This window comes from Abyssisolibacter sp. ZYX002, from assembly GCF_056892235.1.
This window is the reverse complement of record NZ_JARMXH010000001.1, coordinates 966,013-991,317: the sequence shown is the minus strand read 5'-3', so window position 1 is coordinate 991,317 and position 25,305 is coordinate 966,013. Positions and strand designations below refer to the sequence as shown.

The 25,305-nt window shown below is 30.3% G+C and carries 24 protein-coding genes; 23 read left to right on the top strand and 1 reads right to left on the bottom strand.

What is annotated here, in order from left to right; translation table 11 throughout:
- Positions 1 to 6: 6 nt before the first annotated feature.
- Complete coding sequence (locus P3X86_RS04470; protein ID WP_483291425.1) at positions 7 to 1,263, bottom strand: nucleotidyltransferase; 1,257 nt, start codon at positions 1,261 to 1,263, stop codon at positions 7 to 9.
- 432 nt (positions 1,264 to 1,695) lie between these two features.
- Between P3X86_RS04470 and P3X86_RS04465 the strand changes: the two genes are divergently transcribed.
- The 23 genes from P3X86_RS04465 (at position 1,696) to P3X86_RS04355 (ending at position 25,302) form a co-directional block, all read left to right on the top strand.
- Positions 1,696 to 2,883 (top strand): acetate kinase, encoded by a 1,188-nt coding sequence (locus P3X86_RS04465; protein ID WP_483291424.1) that lies wholly within the window; start codon positions 1,696 to 1,698, stop codon positions 2,881 to 2,883.
- A gap of 181 nt (positions 2,884 to 3,064) precedes the next feature.
- Positions 3,065 to 3,571 (top strand): YceD family protein, encoded by a 507-nt coding sequence (locus P3X86_RS04460; protein ID WP_483291423.1) that lies wholly within the window; start codon positions 3,065 to 3,067, stop codon positions 3,569 to 3,571.
- An 18-nt stretch (positions 3,572 to 3,589) separates the two neighbouring features.
- Positions 3,590 to 3,769 (top strand): 50S ribosomal protein L32, encoded by a 180-nt coding sequence (gene rpmF / locus P3X86_RS04455; RefSeq protein ID WP_483291422.1) that lies wholly within the window; start codon positions 3,590 to 3,592, stop codon positions 3,767 to 3,769.
- Between the two features lie 135 nt (positions 3,770 to 3,904).
- Positions 3,905 to 4,468: a transcription factor FapR gene (gene fapR, locus P3X86_RS04450; RefSeq protein ID WP_483291421.1), complete on the top strand. Its 564-nt coding sequence runs from the start codon at positions 3,905 to 3,907 to the stop codon at positions 4,466 to 4,468.
- 101 nt (positions 4,469 to 4,569) lie between these two features.
- Positions 4,570 to 5,565, top strand: coding sequence for a phosphate acyltransferase PlsX (gene plsX / locus P3X86_RS04445; protein WP_483291420.1), 996 nt, complete (start codon positions 4,570 to 4,572; stop codon positions 5,563 to 5,565).
- Between the two features lie 48 nt (positions 5,566 to 5,613).
- On the top strand, positions 5,614 to 5,841 hold the full coding sequence (gene acpP / locus P3X86_RS04440; protein ID WP_483291419.1) for an acyl carrier protein: 228 nt from the start codon (positions 5,614 to 5,616) through the stop codon (positions 5,839 to 5,841).
- A gap of 117 nt (positions 5,842 to 5,958) precedes the next feature.
- Complete coding sequence (gene rnc / locus P3X86_RS04435) at positions 5,959 to 6,681, top strand: ribonuclease III (protein ID WP_483291418.1); 723 nt, start codon at positions 5,959 to 5,961, stop codon at positions 6,679 to 6,681.
- A complete protein-coding gene (locus tag P3X86_RS04430; protein WP_483291417.1) occupies positions 6,674 to 7,759 on the top strand; it encodes an elongator complex protein 3 in 1,086 nt (361 codons plus the stop codon). Before rnc ends, P3X86_RS04430 begins: the two co-directional genes overlap by 8 nt.
- A 36-nt stretch (positions 7,760 to 7,795) precedes the next feature.
- Positions 7,796 to 11,368 (top strand): chromosome segregation protein SMC, encoded by a 3,573-nt coding sequence (gene smc / locus P3X86_RS04425; protein WP_483291416.1) that lies wholly within the window; start codon positions 7,796 to 7,798, stop codon positions 11,366 to 11,368.
- A gap of 243 nt (positions 11,369 to 11,611) precedes the next feature.
- Positions 11,612 to 12,523: a signal recognition particle-docking protein FtsY gene (gene ftsY, locus P3X86_RS04420; RefSeq protein WP_483291740.1), complete on the top strand. Its 912-nt coding sequence runs from the start codon at positions 11,612 to 11,614 to the stop codon at positions 12,521 to 12,523.
- Between the two features lie 78 nt (positions 12,524 to 12,601).
- Entirely contained in the window at positions 12,602 to 12,973 is a 372-nt protein-coding gene (gene ylxM, locus P3X86_RS04415; protein WP_483291415.1) for a YlxM family DNA-binding protein, read from the top strand.
- 3 nt (positions 12,974 to 12,976) lie between these two features.
- The gene (gene ffh / locus P3X86_RS04410) at positions 12,977 to 14,314 is read left to right on the top strand and encodes a signal recognition particle protein (protein WP_483291414.1); all 1,338 of its coding nucleotides are present in this window, start codon (positions 12,977 to 12,979) and stop codon (positions 14,312 to 14,314) included.
- 30 nt (positions 14,315 to 14,344) lie between these two features.
- Positions 14,345 to 14,614, top strand: coding sequence for a 30S ribosomal protein S16 (rpsP, locus tag P3X86_RS04405; protein ID WP_483291413.1), 270 nt, complete (start codon positions 14,345 to 14,347; stop codon positions 14,612 to 14,614).
- A gap of 18 nt (positions 14,615 to 14,632) precedes the next feature.
- On the top strand, positions 14,633 to 14,860 hold the full coding sequence (locus P3X86_RS04400) for a KH domain-containing protein (RefSeq protein WP_483291412.1): 228 nt from the start codon (positions 14,633 to 14,635) through the stop codon (positions 14,858 to 14,860).
- Positions 14,861 to 14,943: 83 nt separating this feature from the next.
- The gene (rimM, locus tag P3X86_RS04395) at positions 14,944 to 15,438 is read left to right on the top strand and encodes a ribosome maturation factor RimM (protein WP_483291411.1); all 495 of its coding nucleotides are present in this window, start codon (positions 14,944 to 14,946) and stop codon (positions 15,436 to 15,438) included.
- The gene (gene trmD / locus P3X86_RS04390) at positions 15,439 to 16,116 is read left to right on the top strand and encodes a tRNA (guanosine(37)-N1)-methyltransferase TrmD (RefSeq protein WP_483291410.1); all 678 of its coding nucleotides are present in this window, start codon (positions 15,439 to 15,441) and stop codon (positions 16,114 to 16,116) included.
- 139 nt (positions 16,117 to 16,255) lie between these two features.
- A complete protein-coding gene (locus tag P3X86_RS04385) occupies positions 16,256 to 17,899 on the top strand; it encodes an ABC transporter ATP-binding protein (RefSeq protein ID WP_483291409.1) in 1,644 nt (547 codons plus the stop codon).
- Between the two features lie 12 nt (positions 17,900 to 17,911).
- Positions 17,912 to 19,372, top strand: coding sequence for a hypothetical protein (locus tag P3X86_RS04380; protein ID WP_483291408.1), 1,461 nt, complete (start codon positions 17,912 to 17,914; stop codon positions 19,370 to 19,372).
- A 282-nt stretch (positions 19,373 to 19,654) separates the two neighbouring features.
- Positions 19,655 to 20,992 (top strand): MATE family efflux transporter, encoded by a 1,338-nt coding sequence (locus tag P3X86_RS04375; RefSeq protein WP_483291407.1) that lies wholly within the window; start codon positions 19,655 to 19,657, stop codon positions 20,990 to 20,992.
- Between the two features lie 548 nt (positions 20,993 to 21,540).
- Positions 21,541 to 22,296 carry a CPBP family intramembrane glutamic endopeptidase gene (locus tag P3X86_RS04370; RefSeq protein WP_483291406.1) on the top strand — a complete coding sequence of 252 codons (756 nt, stop codon included), beginning with the start codon at positions 21,541 to 21,543 and terminating at the stop codon, positions 22,294 to 22,296.
- Positions 22,297 to 22,748: 452 nt separating this feature from the next.
- The gene (rplS, locus tag P3X86_RS04365; protein WP_483291405.1) at positions 22,749 to 23,096 is read left to right on the top strand and encodes a 50S ribosomal protein L19; all 348 of its coding nucleotides are present in this window, start codon (positions 22,749 to 22,751) and stop codon (positions 23,094 to 23,096) included.
- 644 nt (positions 23,097 to 23,740) lie between these two features.
- A complete protein-coding gene (gene ylqF / locus P3X86_RS04360) occupies positions 23,741 to 24,622 on the top strand; it encodes a ribosome biogenesis GTPase YlqF (protein WP_483291404.1) in 882 nt (293 codons plus the stop codon).
- A 44-nt stretch (positions 24,623 to 24,666) separates the two neighbouring features.
- A complete protein-coding gene (locus tag P3X86_RS04355) occupies positions 24,667 to 25,302 on the top strand; it encodes a ribonuclease HII (protein WP_483291403.1) in 636 nt (211 codons plus the stop codon).
- The last annotated feature ends 3 nt before the right edge of the window (positions 25,303 to 25,305 follow it).

The following is a 25,305-nucleotide window of genomic DNA, read 5'->3' as shown; positions in this document are numbered from 1 at the left end:
CTTTATTTAAACTTTGTGAATATAAGGAGATGTTGAATAGTCTAGATTAGTTAAGATAACATCTTTTTTAGAGGGCAAGAAATATATATCAGTTGCTCTCTTTTCTATAGATAATAGTTTAGAGCATATAGCAGAATCGTTACTTAACTGTTTATAATTTGAAAATTTAGTTATGATAGGTATATCAGAGTGCTTTTTTAATTGTTTTAGAATCTTCATACCATTTTCATTCATAGCAAGTACTCTGAAATATTGTACATTATCGAGCTTTGAGCTAGATAAAAGATTACTGTCTATATTTAATAGCAAGTACATCAAAATACGTTTAATCCTAGTATAGGTGTATCTTTTTGTTTTGATAGATTCAATAATATCTGAAATATGGTTATTTTTAATGCTTGCTTGATAGATTCTATCATCTAACCCTTTTTCAATATCAAGGGCATTAGCATATAAAGCTCTGTTAGTCCTAAGTAAATATAGTAGTATATCATTATAATTTTCTAAACAATTAAAAAAACCATATTTATTGTAAAAGTCATTGAGTACTTTATATGTATTAGTTGAAATGTGCTTGCAAAGTTTCTTATTAAAATTATCTTTCATACTTTTTCTAATTGAGGTAGCGCTTGAAAAAGAACTTGAAAGATTTTCTGAGTTATAAGATGAACCAACTCGTTTGTATGTATGAGCAGTTATATTACTATCAAGTTTTTGTAAAGCTTTGAGATATTCTAAGCCTAAAATATTATTTGAGCTAGATAATACAGAAGATATATCATCACAATTAAAATCATCAGTGTATTTTTTTATATAGTCACTAAGAGCAATACTTCTTGCCTTTGGAAATGATAAGCCTTTATTTAGATTATCTTTTAATAGCTTTTTATAATAAACTGGCTCGTCATACAATATTTCAGATAATTGTCTTAAAATTTCTATATCACCACATTCACTACCAAAAGATATGCTATCAATAATATTCATAGAGTTTAATAGAGCAATACCACCATAAGCAAAAGCCTCTGCACTTCTTAATGCGTATACTACTGGCAACTCAATGACCAAATCTATACCATTAATAACTGCCATTTTAGCTCTATGGAATTTGTCTACAATTGCAGGTTCACCACGCTGCACAAAATTTCCGCTCATTATACATACGCTATAGTCACAGCCTGATATTTTTTTAGACATGTCTAAATGATATTTATGTCCATTGTGAAAGGGGTTGTATTCAGTTATTAATCCAACAATTTTCATATTATTCACCTAATTTCATAATTATAATATAACTTGAATTATTCATAGAAAATCAATAACTATACTGCATCCTTCTAATTATAATACTTCCATCAATTTTTCACCGTACTAATGAGTACGCTTTCAAAACCGCTGAAAGATTGTAATTTAGAAAACTACAGTATATTCATCAAAGTTCCACGAGTATTTTAAGTTTATTTTTTCCTTATTTTGATAGTTTATTATAAAAACTCAATAAAAACAAGGAAATAAAAATTTCTATGTTGCAAAGAATACATTTTAAATTATGAGAAATAATAAAATATGTTAATTTTAGTAAATTAGTGTCTGAATCTTTCAAAAATATACTAACAATCATGTAGAATATATTGATTTTTTTTAGTACTTGTATTAATATGAATAATGATGGTAAGAAATTTTAGGAGGTTGACAATGAAGGTATTAGTAATTAATTGTGGAAGCTCATCTTTAAAATATCAATTAATTGATATGACAGATGAAAATGTGTTAGCTAAAGGATTAGTTGAGAGAATTGGTATAGAAGGATCTAAAATAACTCATAAAGCTAATGGTAAAAAAGCAGTTATAGAGCAGCCTATGGAAAATCATAAAGTTGCTTTAGGTTTAGTTATGGAGGCTCTATTAAATGAAGAACATGGAGCTATAAAATCAACAGATGAAATAAATGCTGTTGGACATAGAGTTGTTCACGGTGGAGAGAAATTTGCTACATCAGTAATTATTGATGATGAAGTAATTAAAGTTATGGAAGAATGTAGTGATTTAGCACCATTACATAACCCACCAAACATTACAGGAATTAGAGCATGTCAAGAACTTATGCCTAGCACACCTATGGTAGGAGTATTTGATACAGCGTTCCATCAAACAATGCCAGAGCAGGCATATATTTATCCATTACCATATGAATTATATGAAAAATATGCTGTTAGAAGATATGGTTTCCACGGTACATCACACAAGTATGTAGCAGAGAGAGCTGCAGCTATATTAGGAAAAGATATGAAAGATTTAAGAATCATAACATGTCACTTAGGAAACGGTGCAAGTGTAGCAGCTGTTAAGAACGGTGAGTGTGTTGATACAAGTATGGGACTTACACCTTTAGAAGGATTAGCAATGGGAACTAGATGTGGAGATATAGATCCAGCTATAATCCCATTCATCATGGAAAAAGAGGGTCTTGATATAGCAGGCATCAATAATCTTGTTAACAAGAAGTCAGGTGTTTTAGGGATATCAGGAGTAAGCAGTGACTTTAGAGATATAGAAGGCGAAGCTGAAAAAGGAAATAAAAGAGCACAGCTTGCTTTAGATATATTTGCATATAGAGTTAGAAAATATATAGGATCATACGCAGCTGCTATGGGCGGTGTTGATGCAGTAGTATTTACAGCTGGATTAGGTGAAAATTCTGCAATGACAAGAGCAGATATCTGCAAAGGCTTAGAATTTATAGGAATCAAAGTGGACGCAGATAAAAACAATATAAGAGGCGAAGAAAAAGTAGTTAGCACTGATGATGCATCTGTTAAAGTATTGGTTGTGCCAACTAATGAAGAGTTAATGATAGCTAGAGATACAAAGAAATTAGTATAAATAGAGTATATCTATTTATATTTTATCTGTAACGCCTTAAATACAAGGCGTTACAGATGTTAGCTATTATTAATTTATATAATTATAATCTTATTTTTCTAGAAATAATTAGCGTTAAACTTGACAAAATGGCAACTTATTTATTATAATTAGTTTTGGCTATGTTCATGAGGTGAATATAATGAAAATTGATATAACGAATATCATTAATGATGAACAGTTAAAAATTTCTGTAAAAGAAAATATTCCTATTGAACCCTTAGCGTTAGATGCTAAAATGATTGAATTTGATGGTGGTGTTGATATAGAGTTTGACATCTATAAAGTAGATGGCAAAGATATATGCATTATTGGAAATATTCAATATAAATGTGGTGACGTATGTGATAGATGTCTAGAGACTTTTAAAAGAGAGGTTCAAGAGAAATTTTCAGGACAAATTATAGAAAAAAGCGAAGATGAAGATATATATGAAAATATTATATTTTTTCATGAAAGTGGCAAAATCAACATTGCTGATATAGCAAGAGCAGTAATACTGTATAATTTGCCTATGAAAAGCTTATGTAAACAAGATTGTAAAGGAATTTGCCCAAAATGCGGACAAAATCTTAACACAGTACAATGTGATTGTGATATTGAAGATATTGATCCAAGATTGAGCGAGTTAAAGAATTTTTTAAAGTAATTAAGGAGGTGTTTACAGATGGCAGTACCTAAGCGTAAAACTTCAAAAGCAAGAAGAGATAAAAGAAGATCTGCAAACTCAAAAGCAGTTGCACCTACAATTGTAGAGTGTCCACAATGCCATGAACCAAAAGTTCCTCATAAAGTTTGTCCTGAGTGTGGATATTATAAAAATAAAGAAGTAATTGAGGTAGAGTAGTAAAAAAAGATAGTGATTACGTCGCTATCTTTTTGTTAATATAACGGAATTTTAAATATTATCTTGAAATTATCATGTTCTTATTATAATCTTAATAATAGGTGGTATATTTAGTAATAAATGAGGTGAATGCTTATGACAGCAAAGCTACCAAAAAAACAAAGACAGATTAGATTAAAACAGAGCCTAAAGGAAGATCCATTTCTAACGGATGAAGAACTAATGCAAAAATACAATGTAAGCATACAAACTATTAGACTTGATAGGTTAGAACTGGGTATTCCTGAGCTTAGAGAAAGAATAAAGAACGTAGCTGAATTAAATTACTCTAAAGTAAGAGCAATTGGTGGAACAGAGATAGTAGGAGAATTGGTTGACTTAAATTTAGGTAAAAACGGTATTTCAATACTAGAGACTGATAGCCAGATGGCATTTAAGAAAACTAACATAGTTAGAGGACATTACATATATGCACAAGCTGAATCAATAGCTATGGCAGTTATAGATGCTGACGTTGCGCTGACAGGAGTAGCAAATATCAAATACAATGAACCAGTAGAAGCAGGTGAAAAACTAATAGCTAAAGCAGAAGTAGTCAGAACTAGAGATAACAACAAGTACTTTGTTCATGTATTTATATACTCTAACCAAAAGCAAGTATTCAGAGGTAAGTTTATTTTAGTTGCTTTAGAGAAATAATTCTGAATAATTTATGGAAATTTGATGAATATGTTGTAGTTTTCTAAAATACAATATTATTGATTTTCTATGAATAATTTAGGATAATTAAGGAGGATAACATGAAAATAGTTGTTGACGCTATGGGAGGGGATCATGGTGTAATTTCTAATGTCAAAGGAGCAATAGATGCTACTTTAGAGTTAGGAGTAGATGTCGTATTAGTAGGAAAAGAAGAGTTAATCAGCCAAGAGCTAAAAAAACATGATTATAATGGTTCTAGAATCGAGATAGTAAATGCAGATACGACAATAGAAAACGAAGATAAACCAGCAAAAGCAATTCGAAGAAAGAAGGATTCTTCATTAGTAGTTGGAATGCAATTAATTAAAGAGGGTAAAGCAGATGCTTTTGTATCAGCTGGTAATACCGGAGCGCTTCTAGCAGGTGGACTGTTTATAGTAGGCAGGATAAAAGGTATAGATAGACCAGCAATAGCACCATTTTATCCTAGTAAAGGTGGTCCAAGTGTACTATTAGATGCAGGAGCAAACGCTGATTGTAAAGCTAGGTATTTAAAACAGTTTGCTATAATGGGTTCAATTTATGCTAATAAAATTTTAAAGATTCCAAATCCTAAAGTTGGTTTAGTCAATATAGGTACTGAAGAAGGTAAGGGAAATGAGTTAGTTAAAGAATCCTACGAATTATTAAAAAATACAGATATTAATTTTGTTGGGAACGTTGAGGCAAGAGATATACCAGAGGGTATAGTTGATGTAATGGTTTGTGATGGTTTTGTAGGAAACACTATACTTAAACTATCAGAAGGAATTGCTAAGATGCTGTTTTCTCAGATAAAAGATGTGTTTATGAGTTCGCTAAAAAATAAAATAGGTGCTTTAATGATAAAATCAGGATTGAAAGAACTTAAAGCAAAAATGGATTATAGTGAATATGGTGGGGCATTACTGATAGGACTAAAATCACCAGTTATCAAAGCACATGGTAGTTCGAATGCTAAAGCTATAAAGAATGCCATAAAGCAGGCGAAAAACATAGTAGATGCAAATGTAGTAAATATTATAAAAGATGAAGTAGAAGACTTGAATAATTAGCTAAATATTGTATAATATAATCTAGTAAGACATGAAGGAGGTGGCAAGATGGTATTTGAAAAATTGGTAAAGATCATACATGAACAACTATCTGTTCCTGCTGAAGATATAACCTTAGAAACTTCATTACAAAATGATCTAGAAGCTGATTCATTAGATATTGTAGAACTAATTATGGCTATTGAAGATGAGTTTAATATAGAAATATCAGATGACGAAGCTGAAAGCATAAAGACTGTAAAGGATGCAGTAGAGTATATAGAGAAACTCGTTTAACAAGACAGCCCTGAAAAAATAATCGGGGCTTTATATTTATAAAAATAGATAATATTATCAATATTTTAAGAAGCATTAAGGTATTTATAATATTATCAAACATAGTTGGAGGATAGTATGAATAAAATCAAACCGAAACGGATGCATGAGTTAAATTCATTGCAAAATATAATAAAATATAATTTTAAAAATCTAGAATTATTAAATAGAGCACTTACACATAGTTCGTATGCAAACGAACACAGAAGATTAAATATAAAATACAACGAGAGACTAGAGTTTTTAGGAGATGCGGTACTTGGATTAGTAATAAGTGATTATATATTTAAAAAATATAACCACTATCCAGAAGGTGAGCTAACAAAACTTAGAGCTATAGTTGTATGTGAACGTTCGCTTGATTATATGTCAAAGAAGCTTGAGTTTGGCAAATACCTATTGCTAGGTAGAGGAGAAGAGGCAACAGGTGGAAGAGAGAGAGTTTCAATACTAGCAGATACATTTGAATCAATAGTTGGTGCTATATACCTAGATGCTGGTTTGGAAAAGGCTAAGATATTTATACTCAGTAATATGATAGAGATAATAGATAGTGCAGTAGAAGGCAAAATATTCTTAGATTATAAAACACAATTACAAGAGCATATGCAACAAATGGAAAAATGCAATATCAAATATACCGTAGTAAATGAAGAAGGTCCAGACCACAACAAAATATTCTATGTTGATGTAAGTAATTGTGATATAGTAATAGGAAGTGGTAAGGGTAAAAGTAAAAAAGAAGCAGAACAAAACGCTGCAAAGCAAGCACTAGACAAAGAAGGGTTATTAAATGAGTAAAAAAATAAAAATAATTCCTATTTTCGTGCCACATCAAGGGTGCGTTAATGATTGTGTGTTTTGTAATCAGAAAAAGATTACTGGATTAAGTACGAGTATGACAAAAGAGCAGGTAATTTTTATCATAGAAAGAAATCTTAAGACAATGAGTGATGATTGCCAGAAGCAGATTGCATTCTATGGAGGTAGCTTTACAGCCATAGATTTAACTATTCAAAAAGAACTACTAGCAGTAGCTAAAAGCTACAAAGACAGTAAGCGGATAGATAAGATAAAGCTTTCGACTAGACCTGATTATATAAACAGACATATACTAGATATATTAAAAGAAAATAGAGTAGATATTATTGAGTTAGGAGTACAATCGTTAGATGAAGAAGTCCTCAGGTTAAGCAATAGGGGTCATAGCATTAAACATGTATATGATGCTGTAAAACTGATAAGAGAGTATAAATTTACATTGGGATTACAAATGATGATTGGCTTAGCAGGAGATAACGAAGAAAAGTGTATAAAAACAGCTAAAGAGTTTATAAAGTTAAAGCCAGATATAGTTAGAATATATCCTACATTAGTATTAAAAGAAACACTACTTGCAGATATGCTTTCATCAGGAGAATATCAACCAGTAAACTTAGAAGAAGCTGTGAGAATAAGTGCAAAGCTATTGATGATGTTTACTTTTAATGGAATCAATGTCATAAGAGTAGGTTTGCAACCGACAGATAATATAACAGAAGGAAATGATGTATTAGCTGGACCATTTCATCCAGCATTCAGACAGCTTACTGAGAGCTATATATACAGGTTAATAATAGATGAATCATTCGCTGAGAATGATATAAAGGATACAGAGAGCATATCGGTCGACATATCTAGTAAACAAATATCTAACTTTGTTGGCAATAAAAAAACAAATATAAATCATATAACTAAAGTATTTAGGATAAATAAGGTTAATATTAAGGCTAATAACGAATTAAAACAAGAAATAAAAGTGTATATTAAAGATGAGATAATTGATATAGATATAAAAAAATATACTAAAAAATACTTAAAAGAAAATGGATTAATATAGTAATAAAAACCGTAATAGCGAATGAGGTGGTTAAATTTGTATTTAAAGAGGATAGAGCTAAATGGTTTTAAATCCTTTGCAGATAAAACATCCATAGAGTTTAAAGAAGGTATAACAGGTGTAGTAGGGCCAAACGGAAGTGGTAAAAGTAACATATCAGATTCTATAAGATGGGTACTAGGAGAACAGAGTGCAAAAACCCTTAGAGGTGGTAAGATGCAGGATGTTATTTTCTCAGGAACCTCTACTCGTAAACCTGTAGGATATGCTGAGATAACTCTAGTAATGGATAACAAAAACAAAAAACTTCCATTAGATTATTCAGAGGTTAATATAACAAGGCGTGTATTTCGCTCAGGAGATAGTGAGTATTATATAAATAAGACTGCATGTAGACTAAAAGATATTAAGGAACTCTTTATGGATACAGGAGTAGGTATAGATGGATACTCAATAATTGGACAAGGTCGTATAGATGAGATACTTAGCACAAAATCAGAAGATAGAAGAAATTTATTTGAAGAAGCTGCGGGTATTGTTAAATATAAGACTAGAAAAAAAGAAGCAGAGAGAAAACTAGAAAAGACAAAGGATAATCTTTCTAGAATTAATGACATCATTTTTGAGTTAGAAAGTCAAATAGAACCACTAGAAAATCAGTCAAGAAAAGCGAAGAAATATTTAGAGCTAAGTGAAAGGCTTAAGAAAAATGAAATAAATTTGTTTGTACATGAGATAGATCACATAGAAGAAAAAAAGATGGTCTTAAAAAGACAAATAGAATCATTACAAAAACAAAAAAGCTTTTATACAATAGAAAATGAAACAATAGAAAAAAAACTAAACGACTATAAAGCTAAGATAGATGAAATAAGCAAGGTAATAGAAATAGATTCAGATATCAAATATGATATGCACAGTAAAATAGAGAAAAAAGAAGGAGATATTCTTTTAATAAATGAAAGAAATATCTTTTTGAATGCTGAAAATGAGAGATTAGAAAAAGAATCTGTACTTGCAAAACAAAATATTTCTGATATAAAAGAGAAGAAAGGAAAGACACATTTAGATTTAGAAACTTTAACAAAAGATATATCAGCGATTGAAAACCACCTTGAAAGTGGCAGAGGTGGATTAGATGAAGCACAGATAAAAATAACAGAAAATCAAAATCTGATAGAAGAAAAAAAATCAGAGTTAATACACAACTTAAATCTAGAAGCAGAGAAAAAAAGCAAAATAAATATGATGGAGTCATTTAACAAGAACATAGACAAAAGAATTGACCAGCTTAACACAGAAATAAAGGAATATGAAAGTAAAATAGATGAGAAAAATGTGCATCTTGCGGGTAACAAAGACAAGGTTGATATTGAACAAAAAAGACTTACAGATATCAGTATTGACATAGATTCAAATAGAAATAAAAGAACAAATCTAGTGAATTTATTTAATGATAAAGTAAAACAAATGGATAACATAAAAGGGGAGCTACAAGGTGCAATATCAAAGGCTAGACTTTTAAAAGATATGGAGGATGAGTATGATGGATTTTACAAGAGTGTCAAGAACATACTCGTTGCTTCCAAAGGATATCATAGCTTTTCAAAAGGGATTAAAGGAGTAGTAGCAGAGCTGATAAAAGTAGATCAGAGATATGAAAGAGCTATAGAGATAGCATTAGGTGCTAGTATACAGAATGTTGTAACAGAAAATGATGTATCGGCAAAATCAGCGGTAGAATATCTCAAGAAAAATAAGCTTGGAAGAGTAACTTTTTTGCCAATGAACTTAATAAAAGGCAATAGAATAAATCAAAGATGCAGTAATGAAGGTTTTATAGGCATAGCATGTGATCTAATAGATTATGATAGTAAATATAAAAATATATTTGAGCATTTGCTTGGCAAGACTATAATCGTTGATAATCTAGACAATGGCATAAAGCTATTAAAATCTCTAAATAAGTATGCTAAGATTGTAACACTTGATGGAGACGTACTTAGTCCGGGGGGGAGTATAACAGGTGGAAGCTATAACAAGAAAAATACAAGCTTGCTATCTAGAAAAAGAATAATTGATGAATTAGAAGAAAAAATAACAGAAAATAAAAAACAATATAAAATAATAGAAGATGAGTGTATAAAACTTAAAAATGATATAAAAGAAACAGAAGAAGATAGCAATGACAAGAAGGATGAGTTAGATGCATTAAAGGTCAAAATAATTAATCTTAAAAATGAAATAATAAAAGATGAAGAAAGCATACAAAACATCGAGTTGTCTATAAATAAATTGAATCAGCAAAGGGAATCATTAACTGAAGAAAATATTGGTTCTAGAGATGATTTAGATAGATTAAACGAGGAAATATTGAAACTAAACGATGAAAATGTAATAATTAAAAAACACATCGATGAAATTGAAGAAGCTAATAATAGAGCTAAAGAGGAGTACCAGCAAAAAAGTAAAGAAATAATCCAGATGCAGATGAAGCTGGCTTCGTCTATAGAAAACAAGAGACATATAAGTGAGAGTATTGTTAGATTAGATGAAAGTAAAGATGATAGTACAAAAAAGTTAGAAGAGATAGGTTTATTATTAGAAGAGAATAATAAAAAAATCAATGAAAATAAAATAAATCGAGATAACTTTATAAAAGAAAAAGAAGAAATGGAAATTGCTTTAGAGAAGTTAGCAGAAAAGCTAGAAGACTATAAAGAAGAAAAACAAGAGCATATCGAAGTATATGATAAAGCGCAAGAAAAGTTTAAATTGGTTATGAATAAACTTAATGAGTACAATGAAGAACTTCAAAGAGTAGAGCTAAAAAGTGAAAAATATAATATTCAGTTAGAAAACTACAACAATAGACTATGGGAAGAATACGAGATGTCTTATCAAATGGCATCAGGTTACAAAGAAGAAATAGAAAATATCAATATTGTTAAGAGTGAAGTTAGTAAATTGAGAAAATCAATAAGAGCATTAGGAAATATAAATTTAGACTCTATAGAGCAGTTCATAAGTGTAAGTGAAAGATACGAGTTTATGACAAGTCAGAGAGATGATCTAACAGATGCTAAGACTTCATTAAATCAAGTAATAAGAGATATGGAAACAAAGATGAAGGACAAGTTTAAAGAGAACTTTGTATTAATAAAGAAGCATTTCAATGAAGTTTTTGTTAAGCTTTTTGGAGGAGGAAAAGCAGATATCAAACTCGAAGATGAGGAAGATATACTATCCTCAGGTATTGAGATTATAGCACAACCTCCAGGTAAAAAGCTACAAAACATAATGCTTTTATCAGGAGGAGAAAAAGCACTAACTGCTATAGCTCTTCTGTTTGCAATACTAAAGCTAAAGCCTACGCCATTTTGTATATTAGATGAGATTGAGGCTGCATTAGATGATGCGAATGTTTATAGATTTGCAGATTATTTGAAGCATTACTCTAATAATACTCAATTTATAGTCATAACTCATAGAAAAGGTACAATGGAATCAGTAGATACATTATATGGAGTGACAATGCAAGAAAAAGGTGTAAGTAAAGTAATATCAGTTAGATTAGATGATATACTAGATGAAGTAGCAACTAGTTAAGTTCATAATTTAGGAGGCAAAAAGATGTTCAAGAAAATATTTGGTTTTGGAAAAAAAAAGCAAGAAGAAACACAAAATATAGCTGAAACTGTAGAGCAAGATACTAAAGAAGAAGCTGATGATTTACCTTTAGAGGAAATAAAAGAAGAGAAAGAAGAACAGATTAAAGTAAATCAATCAAAAGAAGAAGAGAAAGAAAAGGAAGAACCGAAAAAAGAGGAAGAGAAAGCACCTAAGCTTAGTATGTTTGAGAGACTAAAAAGAGGATTAACAAAGACTAGAAACAATATGTCTGCTCAAATAAATAATGTATTAAAGAATTATAGAAAGATAGATGAGGAGCTTTTTGAAGATTTAGAAGAAATACTTATAACAGCAGATATTGGTGTTGAAACAACTATGAGAATAGTTGAGGATGTAAAAGATAAGGTTAAAGAAAGAAAGATAGAAGACGTAAACGCTATAAAAGACTTAATCAAAGAAGAACTAATAGAATTACTTAATGACTGTGAAGGTGGTCATGAACTTACCGTTGATCCTTCACCTGCGATAGTTCTTGTAGTTGGAGTAAATGGAGTAGGAAAGACAACAACAATAGGAAAGCTTGCAAATAAGTATAAGAGTAAAGGTAAAAAAGTTCTTATTGCAGCAGGAGATACTTTTAGAGCGGCTGCAATAGAGCAACTAGGAGAATGGGCTAATAGAGCAGGAGTAGATATAATTTCCCATAGTGAAGGCGCAGATCCAGCAGCAGTAATTTATGATTCAGTTCAAGCTGCAAAAGCAAGAAAGACAGATATATTATTCTGTGATACAGCTGGTAGACTACACAATAAGAAAAACCTTATGAATGAGTTAAATAAGATATTTAGGGTTGTTGAAAGAGAATACCCTAATGCAACTAAAGAGGTATTATTAGTGGTAGATGCAACAACAGGGCAAAATGCTGTGTTACAAGCAAAAACATTTAAAGAAGCATGTGACATAACAGCTATAGCACTTACAAAGTTAGATGGGACAGCAAAGGGTGGAGTAGTATTCTCAGTAAACGCTGAATTAAAAGTTCCAGTAAAACTTGTTGGAGTAGGTGAAAGAATCGATGATTTACAGAAATTTGATCCAAAATCATTTGTAGATGCTATTTTTTCAGAATAATGTTGACAAAACATATTAATTGATGTAAAATAACTACTGTCAAGTAAAAAACTTTACACTAAAAAGGTGGAAAACATCATGGATAAATTCTTTGAGATTGGATATTTATTTGATTTTTATGGAAATCTACTCAGTAAGAAGCAATACGAGGCAGTAGAGCTATATTATATTCATGATTTGTCACTAAGTGAGATTTCAGAGCAGCTTAATATCAGCAGACAGGGAGTGTATGATAATATTAAGCGTGCAGAGAAAAAACTTTATTCATTTGAAGAGAAACTAGGACTTGTTAAAAAGTTTGATAATAGTGTAGTTAATATGGAGAAGATATTAGAATATATAGATGTTTTAAAGATAAATCAAACGGTTAATAATGATAAAGACATTATGCTTCAATTACAAGGAATGGAAAAAGTAGTATTAGACATTATTAAAACTGCAAGGAGGTAAAACATGGTTTTTGAAAGCTTAGGAGAAAAACTTCAGAACGCACTGGGCAAGCTTAAGAAAAAAGGAAAGCTAACTGAAAAAGATGTTAAAGATGCCATGAGAGAAGTCAAGCTTGCATTGTTAGAAGCAGATGTTAACTTTAAAGTAGTTAAAAAATTCATTAACAAAGTAAAAGAGAGAGCAGTTGGTCAGGAAGTAATGGAAAGCTTAACTCCAGGTCAACATGTTATTAAAATAGTAAATGAAGAATTAACTGAACTTATGGGACAAAAAGAAAGCAAACTAGAACTTTCAGGTTCCCCAGCTGTTATAATGATGTGTGGTTTACAAGGGGCAGGTAAGACTACTACTTCAGGTAAGCTAGGTAAAATGTTACTAAAAAAAGGCAAGAGACCTTTACTGGTAGCATGTGATATATATAGACCAGCTGCAATAAAGCAATTACAGGTGGTTGGATCTAAAGTTGATGTACCTGTGTTTTCGATGGGGACACAAAACCCTGTAGACATAGCAAAAGCTGCAATTGAACATGCTAAGAAAAATAGTAACGATGTAGTAATAATAGATACAGCAGGTAGACTTCATATAGATGAAAATTTGATGGATGAGTTAGAGAATATCAAAGCAGAAGTAAAGCCAAACGACATACTGCTAGTTGTAGACTCTATGACAGGTCAAGATGCAGTTACAGTAGCAGAAAAATTCAACGAAAAACTGGATATCAGTGGTGTTGTACTTACAAAGCTTGATGGAGACGCAAGAGGTGGAGCAGCACTTTCAATAAAAGCAGTAACCGAGAGACCAATAAAATTTGTTTGTTTAGGAGAAAAACTAGATGATATAGAGCCTTTCCATCCAGATAGAATGGCATCAAGAATACTTGGTATGGGTGATGTGCTTAGTTTGATTGAAAAAGCTCAGGCAAATATAGATGAAAAAAAAGCAATGGAGCTAGAAAAGAAACTTAGAAGTCAACAATTTACGTTAGATGATTTTCTAGACCAACTTGAGCAAATGAAAAACTTAGGGCCAATAGATGAATTACTGGGCATGATACCTGGAGTAAATAACAAACAACTAAAAAATCTAAAAGTTGATGATAAAGAGTTAGCACATGTAGAAGCTATAATAAAGTCAATGACCAAGGATGAGAAACATAATCCTACAATAATAGATGCAAGCAGAAGAAAGAGAATATCAAAGGGTAGTGGAACAAGTATCCAAGATGTAAATAAGTTATTAAAGCAATTTAAAGAAACAAAGAAAATGCTTAAAAAGTTTTCAGGCATGGAGAAATCCATGAAGAAAAGAGGAAAATTTGGCTTGCCATTTTTCAAATAAATTTTGTAAATCTTTGAAGGAGGTGAAAACATGGCAGTAAAAATCAGATTAAAAAGAATGGGTGCAAAAAAGAAACCTTTTTATAGAATAGTAGTAGCTGATTCTCGTTCTCCAAGAGATGGAAGATTTATTGAAGAAGTAGGATACTATAATCCAGTTGCACAACCTAAAGTTATTAAAATAGATGATGAGAAAGCTATAAAGTGGTTAAAAGTTGGTGCTAAACCTACTGATACAGTAAATAGCCTTTTCAAGAACAATGGTATATTAGATAAATTTGAAGAATCTAAGAAAGCTTAGATTTTAGGGGGTGAAAACATGGGTGAGTTAGTGGAAATAATAGCAAAAGCACTAGTGGATCAGCCAGATGAAGTAAATGTTTCTGAGATAGAAGGGACTCAATCAGTTATTATTGAGTTAAAGGTAGCCCCAGATGATATGGGTAAGATCATTGGAAAACAAGGAAGAATTGCAAAAGCTATTAGGACAGTTGTAAAGGCTGCAGCTATAAAAGAAAATAAAAGAGTAGTAGTTGAGATAATTTAATCGATTACAATACTTAAAACAAAAGGGGATGTGTCAAAGATATTTGATACACCCTTTGTTATTATAAACTTATCGAGGTGCTTATGGTAGAGAAAATTAGAGTTGGCAAAATAATAAACACACATGGAATAAAAGGATTTGTAAAAGTACTACCGCTTACAAGTGATATAAATCGTTACGACGATTTAAAAGAAGTTTATGTAGACAGTATGAAATTACAATTAGAAAGCGTTTGGTATAAAAAAAATGTAGTTATGGTTAAATTTAAAGAGTATGACAATATAAACGATGTACTATGCTTTAAAGATAAATACATAACAATAGATGAAAAAGACTTAAAAAAGTTAGAAGAAGATGAGTACTTTATATTTGATTTAGTAGGGCTAAAAGTTTATCTTCTTGGCGGTGAATACTTAGGAGAAGTTATGGATGTATTACAGCCAGGAGCAAACGATGTTTATGTAGTTAAAACAGAAGAATCAGAAGTTTTACTCCCAGCAGTAAAAGATATAGTAAAAGAGATTAATATAAAAGAGAAAAAAATCATAGTAGATCCTATTGAAGGAATGATAGAATAGATGAAAATAGATGTATTGACTTTATTTCCAGAGATGTTTAATTCGGTATTTGATCATAGTATAATCAAAAGAGCTATAGATAAGAACATAGTATCAGTCCATTATCATAATATAAGGGATTTTTCAAATGATAAACACAATAGAGTTGATGATTACCCTTTTGGTGGAGGGCCAGGTATGGTAATGAAGCCAGGACCAATATTTAGAGCTATAGAAAGCGTTAAAACAAGCGATTCAAAGGTTATATACGTTAGCCCTAAGGGTAAAGTGTTTAATCAAGCTAAAGCTAGTGAATTATCAGAACGAGAGCATCTAATAATTCTTTGTGGACATTATGAAGGTATAGATCAAAGAATCATAGATGAATACGTTGATGAAGTAGTATCTATAGGAGATTATGTACTCACAGGTGGAGAAATACCTGCTATGGTTTTAATAGATTCAGTATCTAGGCTTTTACCAGGAGTATTATCAAGTGAAGAGTCTTATAAGCAAGAATCTCACTACAACGGTTTATTAGAGTATCCACAGTATACAAGACCTAGAGAGTTCAATGGTATACAGGTACCTGAGATTTTGCTTTCAGGAAATCACCAAAAAATAGAAGAATGGAGAAACAGTGAGTCAATAAAGCTAACAGAGAGAGTGAGACCGGATTTGATAAAAAAGAAAAGATAAATATCCCTCGGACTAAAGGAGTACTCAGATTATTAAAGAGTCTCCTTATTATTTTGTAAAAATATATAGAATATTGTCTTTGGTATCATAAAATGGTACAATATACAAAATGACAATTATTTGGAAAAGGGATGTTATTATGTATAGAAAAAATATCAAATTTTTTTGGGATTATATAAAGCCATATAAAAAAAGAGCTTTTTTAGTATTTATACTAGAAATTATAGTAATAATATCATCAGTTACTATACCTTATATTTTGGGCAAAATGATACATAGCCTTGAAACGGGTAATGCAACAGTTAAAGGACTATTTTTACACTTTTTAGCAACGATTATGCTATATTTATTATGGGATGGTTGCGATATATTTATAAAGATCAATTTTGCCAAGATAAATAAAGGAATAGAGAATGATATAAAAACTTATTGCTATAGAAAAATTTTCAGTGCAAATATGAATCTACTAAATACTAAAAGTGAAGGGGAGATAATAAATAAAATTATTAGAGACACAGAGAAGTTAGAGCAAGCATTTTCGAGACTTTTTTATTTAGTAGTGACGATAGTTCATATATTTGCGCTATTTGGTATGATGTTTAATATTAGCATAACACTTACATTGGTTATCATAGTGTTTTTTATTATAATAGCAATTATACAGAGAGTATTCGCCAAATCTTTAGAGAAGCTTTATTTCAAGTACAAGGTATCACAAGAAAGTTTATTTATTGATCTTAAGAACTTTTTGACTGGTATACTTAGTATAAAGATATTTAACTTAGAAGATAAATGTATTAATATATTAAACAAAAGGAATAAAACAAACTTAGATACTTATGTTAATCTAAACAAAAAAACAAGTATATTTAAAAATTTCAGTTTCTTTCTAATATCAGTTTTCAGAGTAATTACACTATTTGTGGGAGGTATATTGTATATATACAAAACGATTAACATAGGCTCAATATTTGCTATGTATTCTTATTCGATACAGTTATCAACGCAGTTAAGGATTATAATAGAAACTGATATAGTATTAAAGGATGTAAATACATCACTCAATAGGATAATAAACTTTGCAGATGAGTTTAAGAGCGTAAACAGTGAGAGTCATAAAATTGATTTTAGAATTAATAAAATAAAATTTGATGATGTAAATTTCAGTTACAAAGATAAACACATCTTGAGAAATCTAAGTTTTACAGCTAATGAAAATGATGTAGTAGCAATAAAGGGGAGTAATGGTTCAGGTAAAACGACATTAACAAATATTATCTGTGGATGCTATATAGTGGATAATGTGTATATTAATAATTTAGAGCAAAAACAGTTTTCAGAAAAAGAAATTTTAAGAAAGATATCATGTGTTCCTCAGAACATTCATCTATTTCCAGCTACGATTATAGACAATATAAGTAGCTTTGGAACAGTGAGCGAAGATAAAGTTTATGAAATATGCAAAGACTTAGGCATACATGATAAGATTAAGTCGTTAAGTAATGGTTATCAAACATTAGTAAACGAAAAAAACCTAAATCTTTCAGGTGGAGAGAAGCAGATTATTTGTATAGCAAGAGCCTTACTAAAAGAAGCAGATATATTAATACTAGATGAGATCAATAGTGCATTAGATAAGGCTATAGAGGAAAATATAATCAATAACCTAAAGAAATATTTTAACAGAAAAATAGTTTTTATAATTTCTCATAAAGATAGTACTCTAAAGCTATGTAATAAAGAGATAGATTTAAATAAATTTAAAGAAAACGCTATTAGTTAGAAGAGGTGAATTATGAAGAAAAGAGCATTTATATACATGTGTATATTACTGCTTGGATGCGTGATATGTTGTTTAATTATTTTTGATGGCAATAAATCCCTAAATAACATACAAACTACTCAAAATGACAGAATTGACGAGGTATCTAACTCCAGTGGATGGACATTATTTAGTGATAAGTATTTTCAGGTGATAGATATTTGCTTTGGTAATCCATTATTAAAAAGGATATTAGTACAAAGTGATTTCGATGAAATACATGAATCGCTTGTTGATAAAAAATCTAGAGCCATGACAAAGGAAGAAATAGAAGCAATCAAAAATGATCCAAACGCACATATGGTAGACAATGTTACAGAAGATGGTTATTATCTAAAAGAAAATTGGGTTCAAATTGAACAAAACATGGTAGAAGCTAAAAGTATAGAACGATTTATGTATGGTAGTGGTATGTCAATAATGCCTTTTGAAACATTCAAAGCTACATATGAGGAATATAATAGAGTGAAAACAATGAAATTTCAAAAATTTTATAATGGAAATACGATCGTTATACCAAAAGATACGTATAGTGGATTAAGCAGATTCACAATGACACCAGATTGCAAGAAATTTTTTATAGAATGTAGAGATTCGCTTTGGCAGATAAATAGTAAAACTAACCAACTAGAAAAGATATCAGATAGCACATACAATGGCAAAACATACGAAGAACTAGATAAAGAAGCGTATGAATCAAATCCATATAATAATTGTTATTGGAATGAAAATATCCATACTTCGCCTGATAGCAAAAAATTAGCATATATATCTAATAAAAACGATGTTAACAAGTTCGAAATTTTCATATTTGATATAGAAACTAAACAGGAAATAAAAATATCTGAAGATAAATATGCAGAAAATATTATTATAGGTTGGTTAAATAAGAATCAATTGTTATATGAAAGATATTTTGACAATGGGGAGAAAGAAATAGTTGTTTATAATCTAAATGGTGAAAGAGTAAAAATTGGACAAAGAGAAACAGATGAATGCTCTATGGTTCATGAAATTCATGAAATCAAAGATAATATGATATCGTATACAAACTCTTCAGATAATAAAACCATCAATATAATTGAGTTTGACGGTGAGAGCAGACTAAGGGCAAAAAGAAAAGAAACACTAGATGGAAGTATACGATGGAGATATGGTAAAAAGTTCAATCTCAACAATACATATTTTGCATGTATGTATAGAACTAATGAGGAAGATTTTACAACACATATTGCTATATTAGATTTAAATTCAAATGATATTATAAAAATAAATGAGTTGCCAAAAGAAGTAGATAAATCAGCATTTATTATAGAATTCTCGTGGATTGATGATAATAAACTATTGATTAATATAGAAGAAAAAATAGATGGAAAAGAAAAAATATCTACGTGGAGTTACACTCTAAATGAAAAGGATTTTAAAATGAGGTAGAGTACAATTCAGATATTAAATTCATTGAGTTTGAGAAAATGCTAACGAATTTTTTTGTTGGAACAAAATTATTAATTTGATTATTGTTTTTTAATAATAACCCAAATTTTATACTCTTATTAGATGTTTTTTTATTGTAGATTTATTAATTAGTTTATTGACAATTTCAAATAAATAATATAACATGTAATAAGCGTACAGCAACATAAAGTTGTTTAAGGAGTCCCCCGCTAATAAGGTTAAGCCTTATTGGCGGTTTTTTTATTTTAAGGAGGTTTTTTAATGAAAAACGCAATTTCACAAAAATTTAATGGAAAATCACTTTTATTGTTTACATTACCGAGTATTATTATGATGGTTTTCTGTGCTGTCTATGCGATGTCAGGTACTATATTTGCATCTATGTATATTTCGCAAGAAGCGATGTCAGCAATTACAGTTATTTTTCCACTTTTTTCAGCGGTACTCGCAGTTGCAATTATGTTCGCAACCGGAGGAAATGCTATTATTGCTAAAAATATGGGGGAGAATGATTTGCAGAAAGCGAAAGAAAATTTTACTGTTATTTTTATTTTAGGAACTCTTATAGGAATAGTCTTAATGATTCTCACATTACTATTTGACAATCAACTAATTACTTTTTTAGGAGTGAGCCATTCTACTTTATATGTTTATTGTAAAACGCACATTCACGCTATTGCATTGACCTTTCCATTTATTTTCTGGGAAGTATATGCACAATATTTTTTTGTAACAATCGGTAAACCTAGCTTCGGAATGATTATTGTTGTTATTGGTGGATTTGCAAATATATTAATGGTATATATTACGGTAGGGGTTCTTAAAATTGGAATTATTGGCATTGCTATAGGTATATTTACAAGTAATATAATACCTGGATTTGTCTTTGTTTTATATTTTTTACTAAAAAAAGATTGTGTATTACACTTTGTTAAGCCTAAATTGCACAAAGGATTTATATCACATGCATGTACGAATGGAAGTTCTGAAATGGTTACAAACCTTGCAATTGCAGTGGTTACTACTGTGATGAACACTTTAGTATTAAAATTAGAAGGAGTAGATGGGTTAGCTGCAGTTACTGTAATTGTACAAACACTATTTTTATTAAACTCTATTTATATTGGTTTTGGTGCAGGTGTTGCTCCTATTTTTGCTTTTGCTTATGGCGAAAATGATAGAGAGCAAACTAAACGAGTTTTTAGTATTTCATTGAAATTTATTGCTATAACTTCGATTATATTAGTTTCACTATGTTTGATTTTTAATAAATGTATTGTAAGCTTTTTTGTGCGACCTGATAGCTCAGCATTTGCACTTGCTAAACAAGGATTTACTATTTTTGCCTTTGGATATATTTTTGCAGGCTTAAATATCTTTGCATCAGTTTTCTTTACATCCGTATCAAATGGAAAAATATCTGCATTAATTTCTTTTTTAAGGACGTTTGCATTTATCTTAGGTATGTTTGCTATTTTACCAAAGCTATTAGGTATAACTGGTGTATGGTTAGCTATTCCAATAGCTGAAGCTTTAGCAATTATGGTTGTATTTGTATTATTAAAAAAATATAAGAATGTTTATCATTATTACAATTAACATTTGGTAGATTTGTAGATTATACACTATGGAATTGCAAACCTAGATGGATAAAAAAATATTTTCTATAAATGAGGCAACATCTATCTTACCTTTTTGTATAGTTTATTCACTAGATATTTTTTGAATTACTTATTGAATATATTTAAAATAGCAGTTGTATTATATTTTTATATATGATATAATCAAGCGCAATTGTTTTATGGACATAGACGTCCTCTGTTGGATAGGTATGAACATCTAGGCGAAGGGAGGTTATAATTGGACATAATCAAGAATATTGAACAAGCTTAACTTAGAACTGATTTAGAGAAGTTTAATGTTGGAGATACAGTAAAAGAGAGGCAATAAAGTGAAGATGGTTGTTAGTGATTGTACAAAGGGTTATTATGTTTACACGATGGTTAAGAAAAATAGGTAGTCTTTTACATCTTATAAATCAAAAAACTCCCAGCAACTCTATTGACGTCCCAAATTCGAGTTAGTTATATATGACATTGAACACTAGTATTGAAACGACATTATTTATATTACAGTAGGAGGTAACTATGGAAACATTAAATAAAAAGATAGGTGATAATCTAAGTATATCAAGGGTACTTTTACTAGTTTTTGTACCAACTTCACTTTTAACACTGGTTTATATCTTGGCAGGTTATTTACAAAACACTATTCCATCACTTTTGTTGTTTTTTCTTTTGGCTATGGTTATACTTTTTCCAATAGAGTTATGGATAGTATTACGTGCAAGTAAAAAAACATATGGAAGTTATTCATTAAAAAGTGCGTTTTCTAATCATCAGAAACTACGATGGTGGGTAATATTTCTGTATGGATCTTCGTTATGGGGTTTTGCAGGGATTATGTCTGCAACAATAGCGCCATTAGAAAATATGTTGTTTGCTCCAATTTCAAATCTGCTAACAAGCATTATACCAACATACTTTGATTGGAACAATATAGATTATTTAAAACAATATCCAAAGAATATTTTGGTATTGACTTGTGTTGTATATTTTATTTTTAACGGTTTCATTGGCCCTATCGTAGAAGAGCTATTTTTTAGAGGTTATCTTACATCAAAGATAAGTAGATATGGGAAATATGCTCCTATCATTATAACAGTATTATTTTCTTTATACCATTTTTGGCTTCCATTCAATAATTTATTTAGAATCGTGGTATTTTTTCCTGCAGCTTATTTAGCTTGGAAAAAGAAAAATATTTATATATCAATAGTATTTCATTGCTTATGCAATATAATTTCGGCTATTGGCTTTATTAGTGCAATTAATGCTATTTGATAAGGCATATAAGATTATCTATGAAGGATGATGATTACATATCAAAACTATATAAGTCCAACGAAAACCTTAAGAATAAAACCTTAGTTTACGGTCATGAAGGTAAAGGATGCATCATCAGGTACACTTTACGCTATGTATAATTTTTAGAAGATATAATATAATTAAGATTATAATAATAGAGGTGCGATATAAATTCAAAGATTAGGAAGAAAATCTGAGCTAGAATAATTAAATAATGAATATAACAGACAAAGTAGATTTGTTATTAGTTACGTTAGACGTAGGTTAATATGAGATGAAAGAAATGGATATACTTAAAAGTGAATATGTTTAAATTAGCCGTTGTAATATATTTTTATATATGATATAATCAAATGTAATTGTTTTACGGAACACAGATGGTCCTCTGCTTGATAGGTATGAACATCTAGGCGAAGGGAGGTTATAAAATGGATATAATCAAGAGTATTGAACAAGCTCAACTTAGAACTGATTTAGAGAAGTTTAACGTTGGAGATACAGTACAAGTACACTATCACATCAAAGAAGGTAACAGAGAGAGAGTTCAGGTTTTTGAAGGAACTGTTATCAAGAAGCAAGGTAAAAGTGCTAGAGCTACTTTCACAGTAAGAAGAATTTCTTACGGAGTAGGAGTAGAGAGAATTTTCTCAATGCACTCACCAAAAATTGAAAAATTAGTTGTTACTAGAAGAGGTAAAGTTAGAAGATCTAAGCTATATTACTTAAGAGAGAGAACTGGTAAGAGGGCTAAGGTTAAGGAAAAGAGATCATACTAAAATTGTCCTAGAATGGCGAACTACTGCGTTACTGAAATATTTCCCGACTAGTCATGAGTAGAGAACAGAAATCTACGATTTCTTGTGAATCACTTACTCCTAGGAGCAAAGCGAGTAGAGAGCGACGAATGAAATCTAGCTCCTATCCGAGAAAATTTTAGTGCCTTGTATTTCACTCATTCTAAAACAATTTTTAAATTGTCTTAGAATCGCGAACTACTGCGTTATTAAAAATATACCGACTAATCGCGTACCATAAGTACGCTCATATCCGTTATATTTTTAATGCCTTGTATTTCACTGATTCTAAAACAATTTTCGATTTTCCCAAAATTGTGAACTACTGCGTTATAAAATATATATCGACTAATCGCGTACCTTAGTACGCTCATATCCGCTATATATTTTGTGCCTTGTATTTCACTAATTTTGAAAAAATCTTACATTCTAAGCAATTTACCGATTTTAATGAAGTAACCCCAAGGGGTGTCTCTGATTAAGAGACAGCCCCTTTTTTATAGATGTAATAACAATTGGCTGATAAAAGTTAATATATTAAAACATATAACTCTATATATTGGACAAAATATTATGTGTTATAATATGAAAACTTATAGTTAATATAATACATACGAGGTGGTATAATGAATATAAACTGGTTTCCAGGACATATGAAGAAAACAAGAGATTTACTAAAACAGAATCTATCGTTGGTAGATGTAGTAATAGAGATATTGGATGCACGTATTCCAATGAGCAGCAAAAATCCAGAGATAGACAAACTGTTAAAGGACAAGAAGAGATTAGTTATACTCAATAAAAGTGATTTGAGTGACGACAGATCAAATCAAAAATGGATGAGTTACCTTAAAAATAACAATACACAAGTAATATTAAACAATGCACTAACTAAAAGTGGTGTAAATGCAATATTAAAAAATTGTGATAAGCTCATGGAAGAGAAAAGAAAGAGACTAGAACTAAAAGGAATAAAAAATAAAGCGATTAAAGCAATGATAGTTGGTGTACCAAATGTAGGCAAATCAACAGTTATTAACTCGATAGCAGGTAAAAAGAGCACGAAGACAGGTAATAGACCAGGGGTAACAAAGGGTAAGCAATGGATTAGGTTAAAAGGCAATATAGAGCTGTTAGACACACCAGGTATACTTTGGCCAAAGTTTGAGAACCAAGAGGTAGCATTAAACCTTGCATTTACAGGTGCAATAAAAGATGAAATTATGGATATAGAAACATTAGCATATAAATTTATAGAAGTATTGATTGCAAAATGTCCATTTACAATAGAAAATAGATATGAGGTTAATATTGACGGTAAAACAACTATACAAGTAATGGACGAAATAGCTATTAAAAGAGGTTGTGTGATTAGAAAAGGTGAGATAGATTATACAAGAGTATCAAACTTAATTCTAGATGAATTTAGAAAAGGGAAATTAGGTAGATTAACATTAGAAGAACCAGAAGATATAGAGAAATTGATGCAAAATGATTCTAATAAGTAAAGGTTTCACTATATGCATTCGATAAATATACTAAGGGGGATTTTATGCTTAGTTTAGAAAAAGAAATATGGGAAGAAGGATATGAATATATAGCTTGTATAGATGAAGTAGGTAGAGGATGCCTAGCTGGTGATGTAGTAGCTTGCGCAGTAGTAATGCCAAAAGGGCTTTCAATAGAAAAGGTCAATGATTCTAAAAAACTATCACCTAAACTAAGGGACAAGCTGTCAGTTATAATAAAAGAAAAAGCAATAGCTATAGGAATAGGAACTGTTAGCCCAGCTATAATAGACGACATAAACATAAAAAATAGCACTAGATTAGCAATGAAAAAAGCAATAGAAAATCTTACAACAAAGACCGGAGACAAGATAGTGCCAGATTATGTTTTAATAGATGCAGAAAAGCTAGAAATAAATATACCACAGCAAAGCATAATCAAAGGAGATGAAAAATGTCATGGTATAGCAGCAGCTTCTATAGTAGCAAAAGTACATAGAGACAATCAATGTGTTAAGCTAGCAAAAAAATACCCTGATTATGCATTTGAAAAAAATAAAGGATACGGTACAAAAGAGCATAGAGAAGCATTAAAAAGAGTTGGACCGTCTCAGGTGCATAGACTAACATTTTTATCAAAGATATTAGACGAGTCAAAACAATTAAGCTTTTGGGGGTAGATT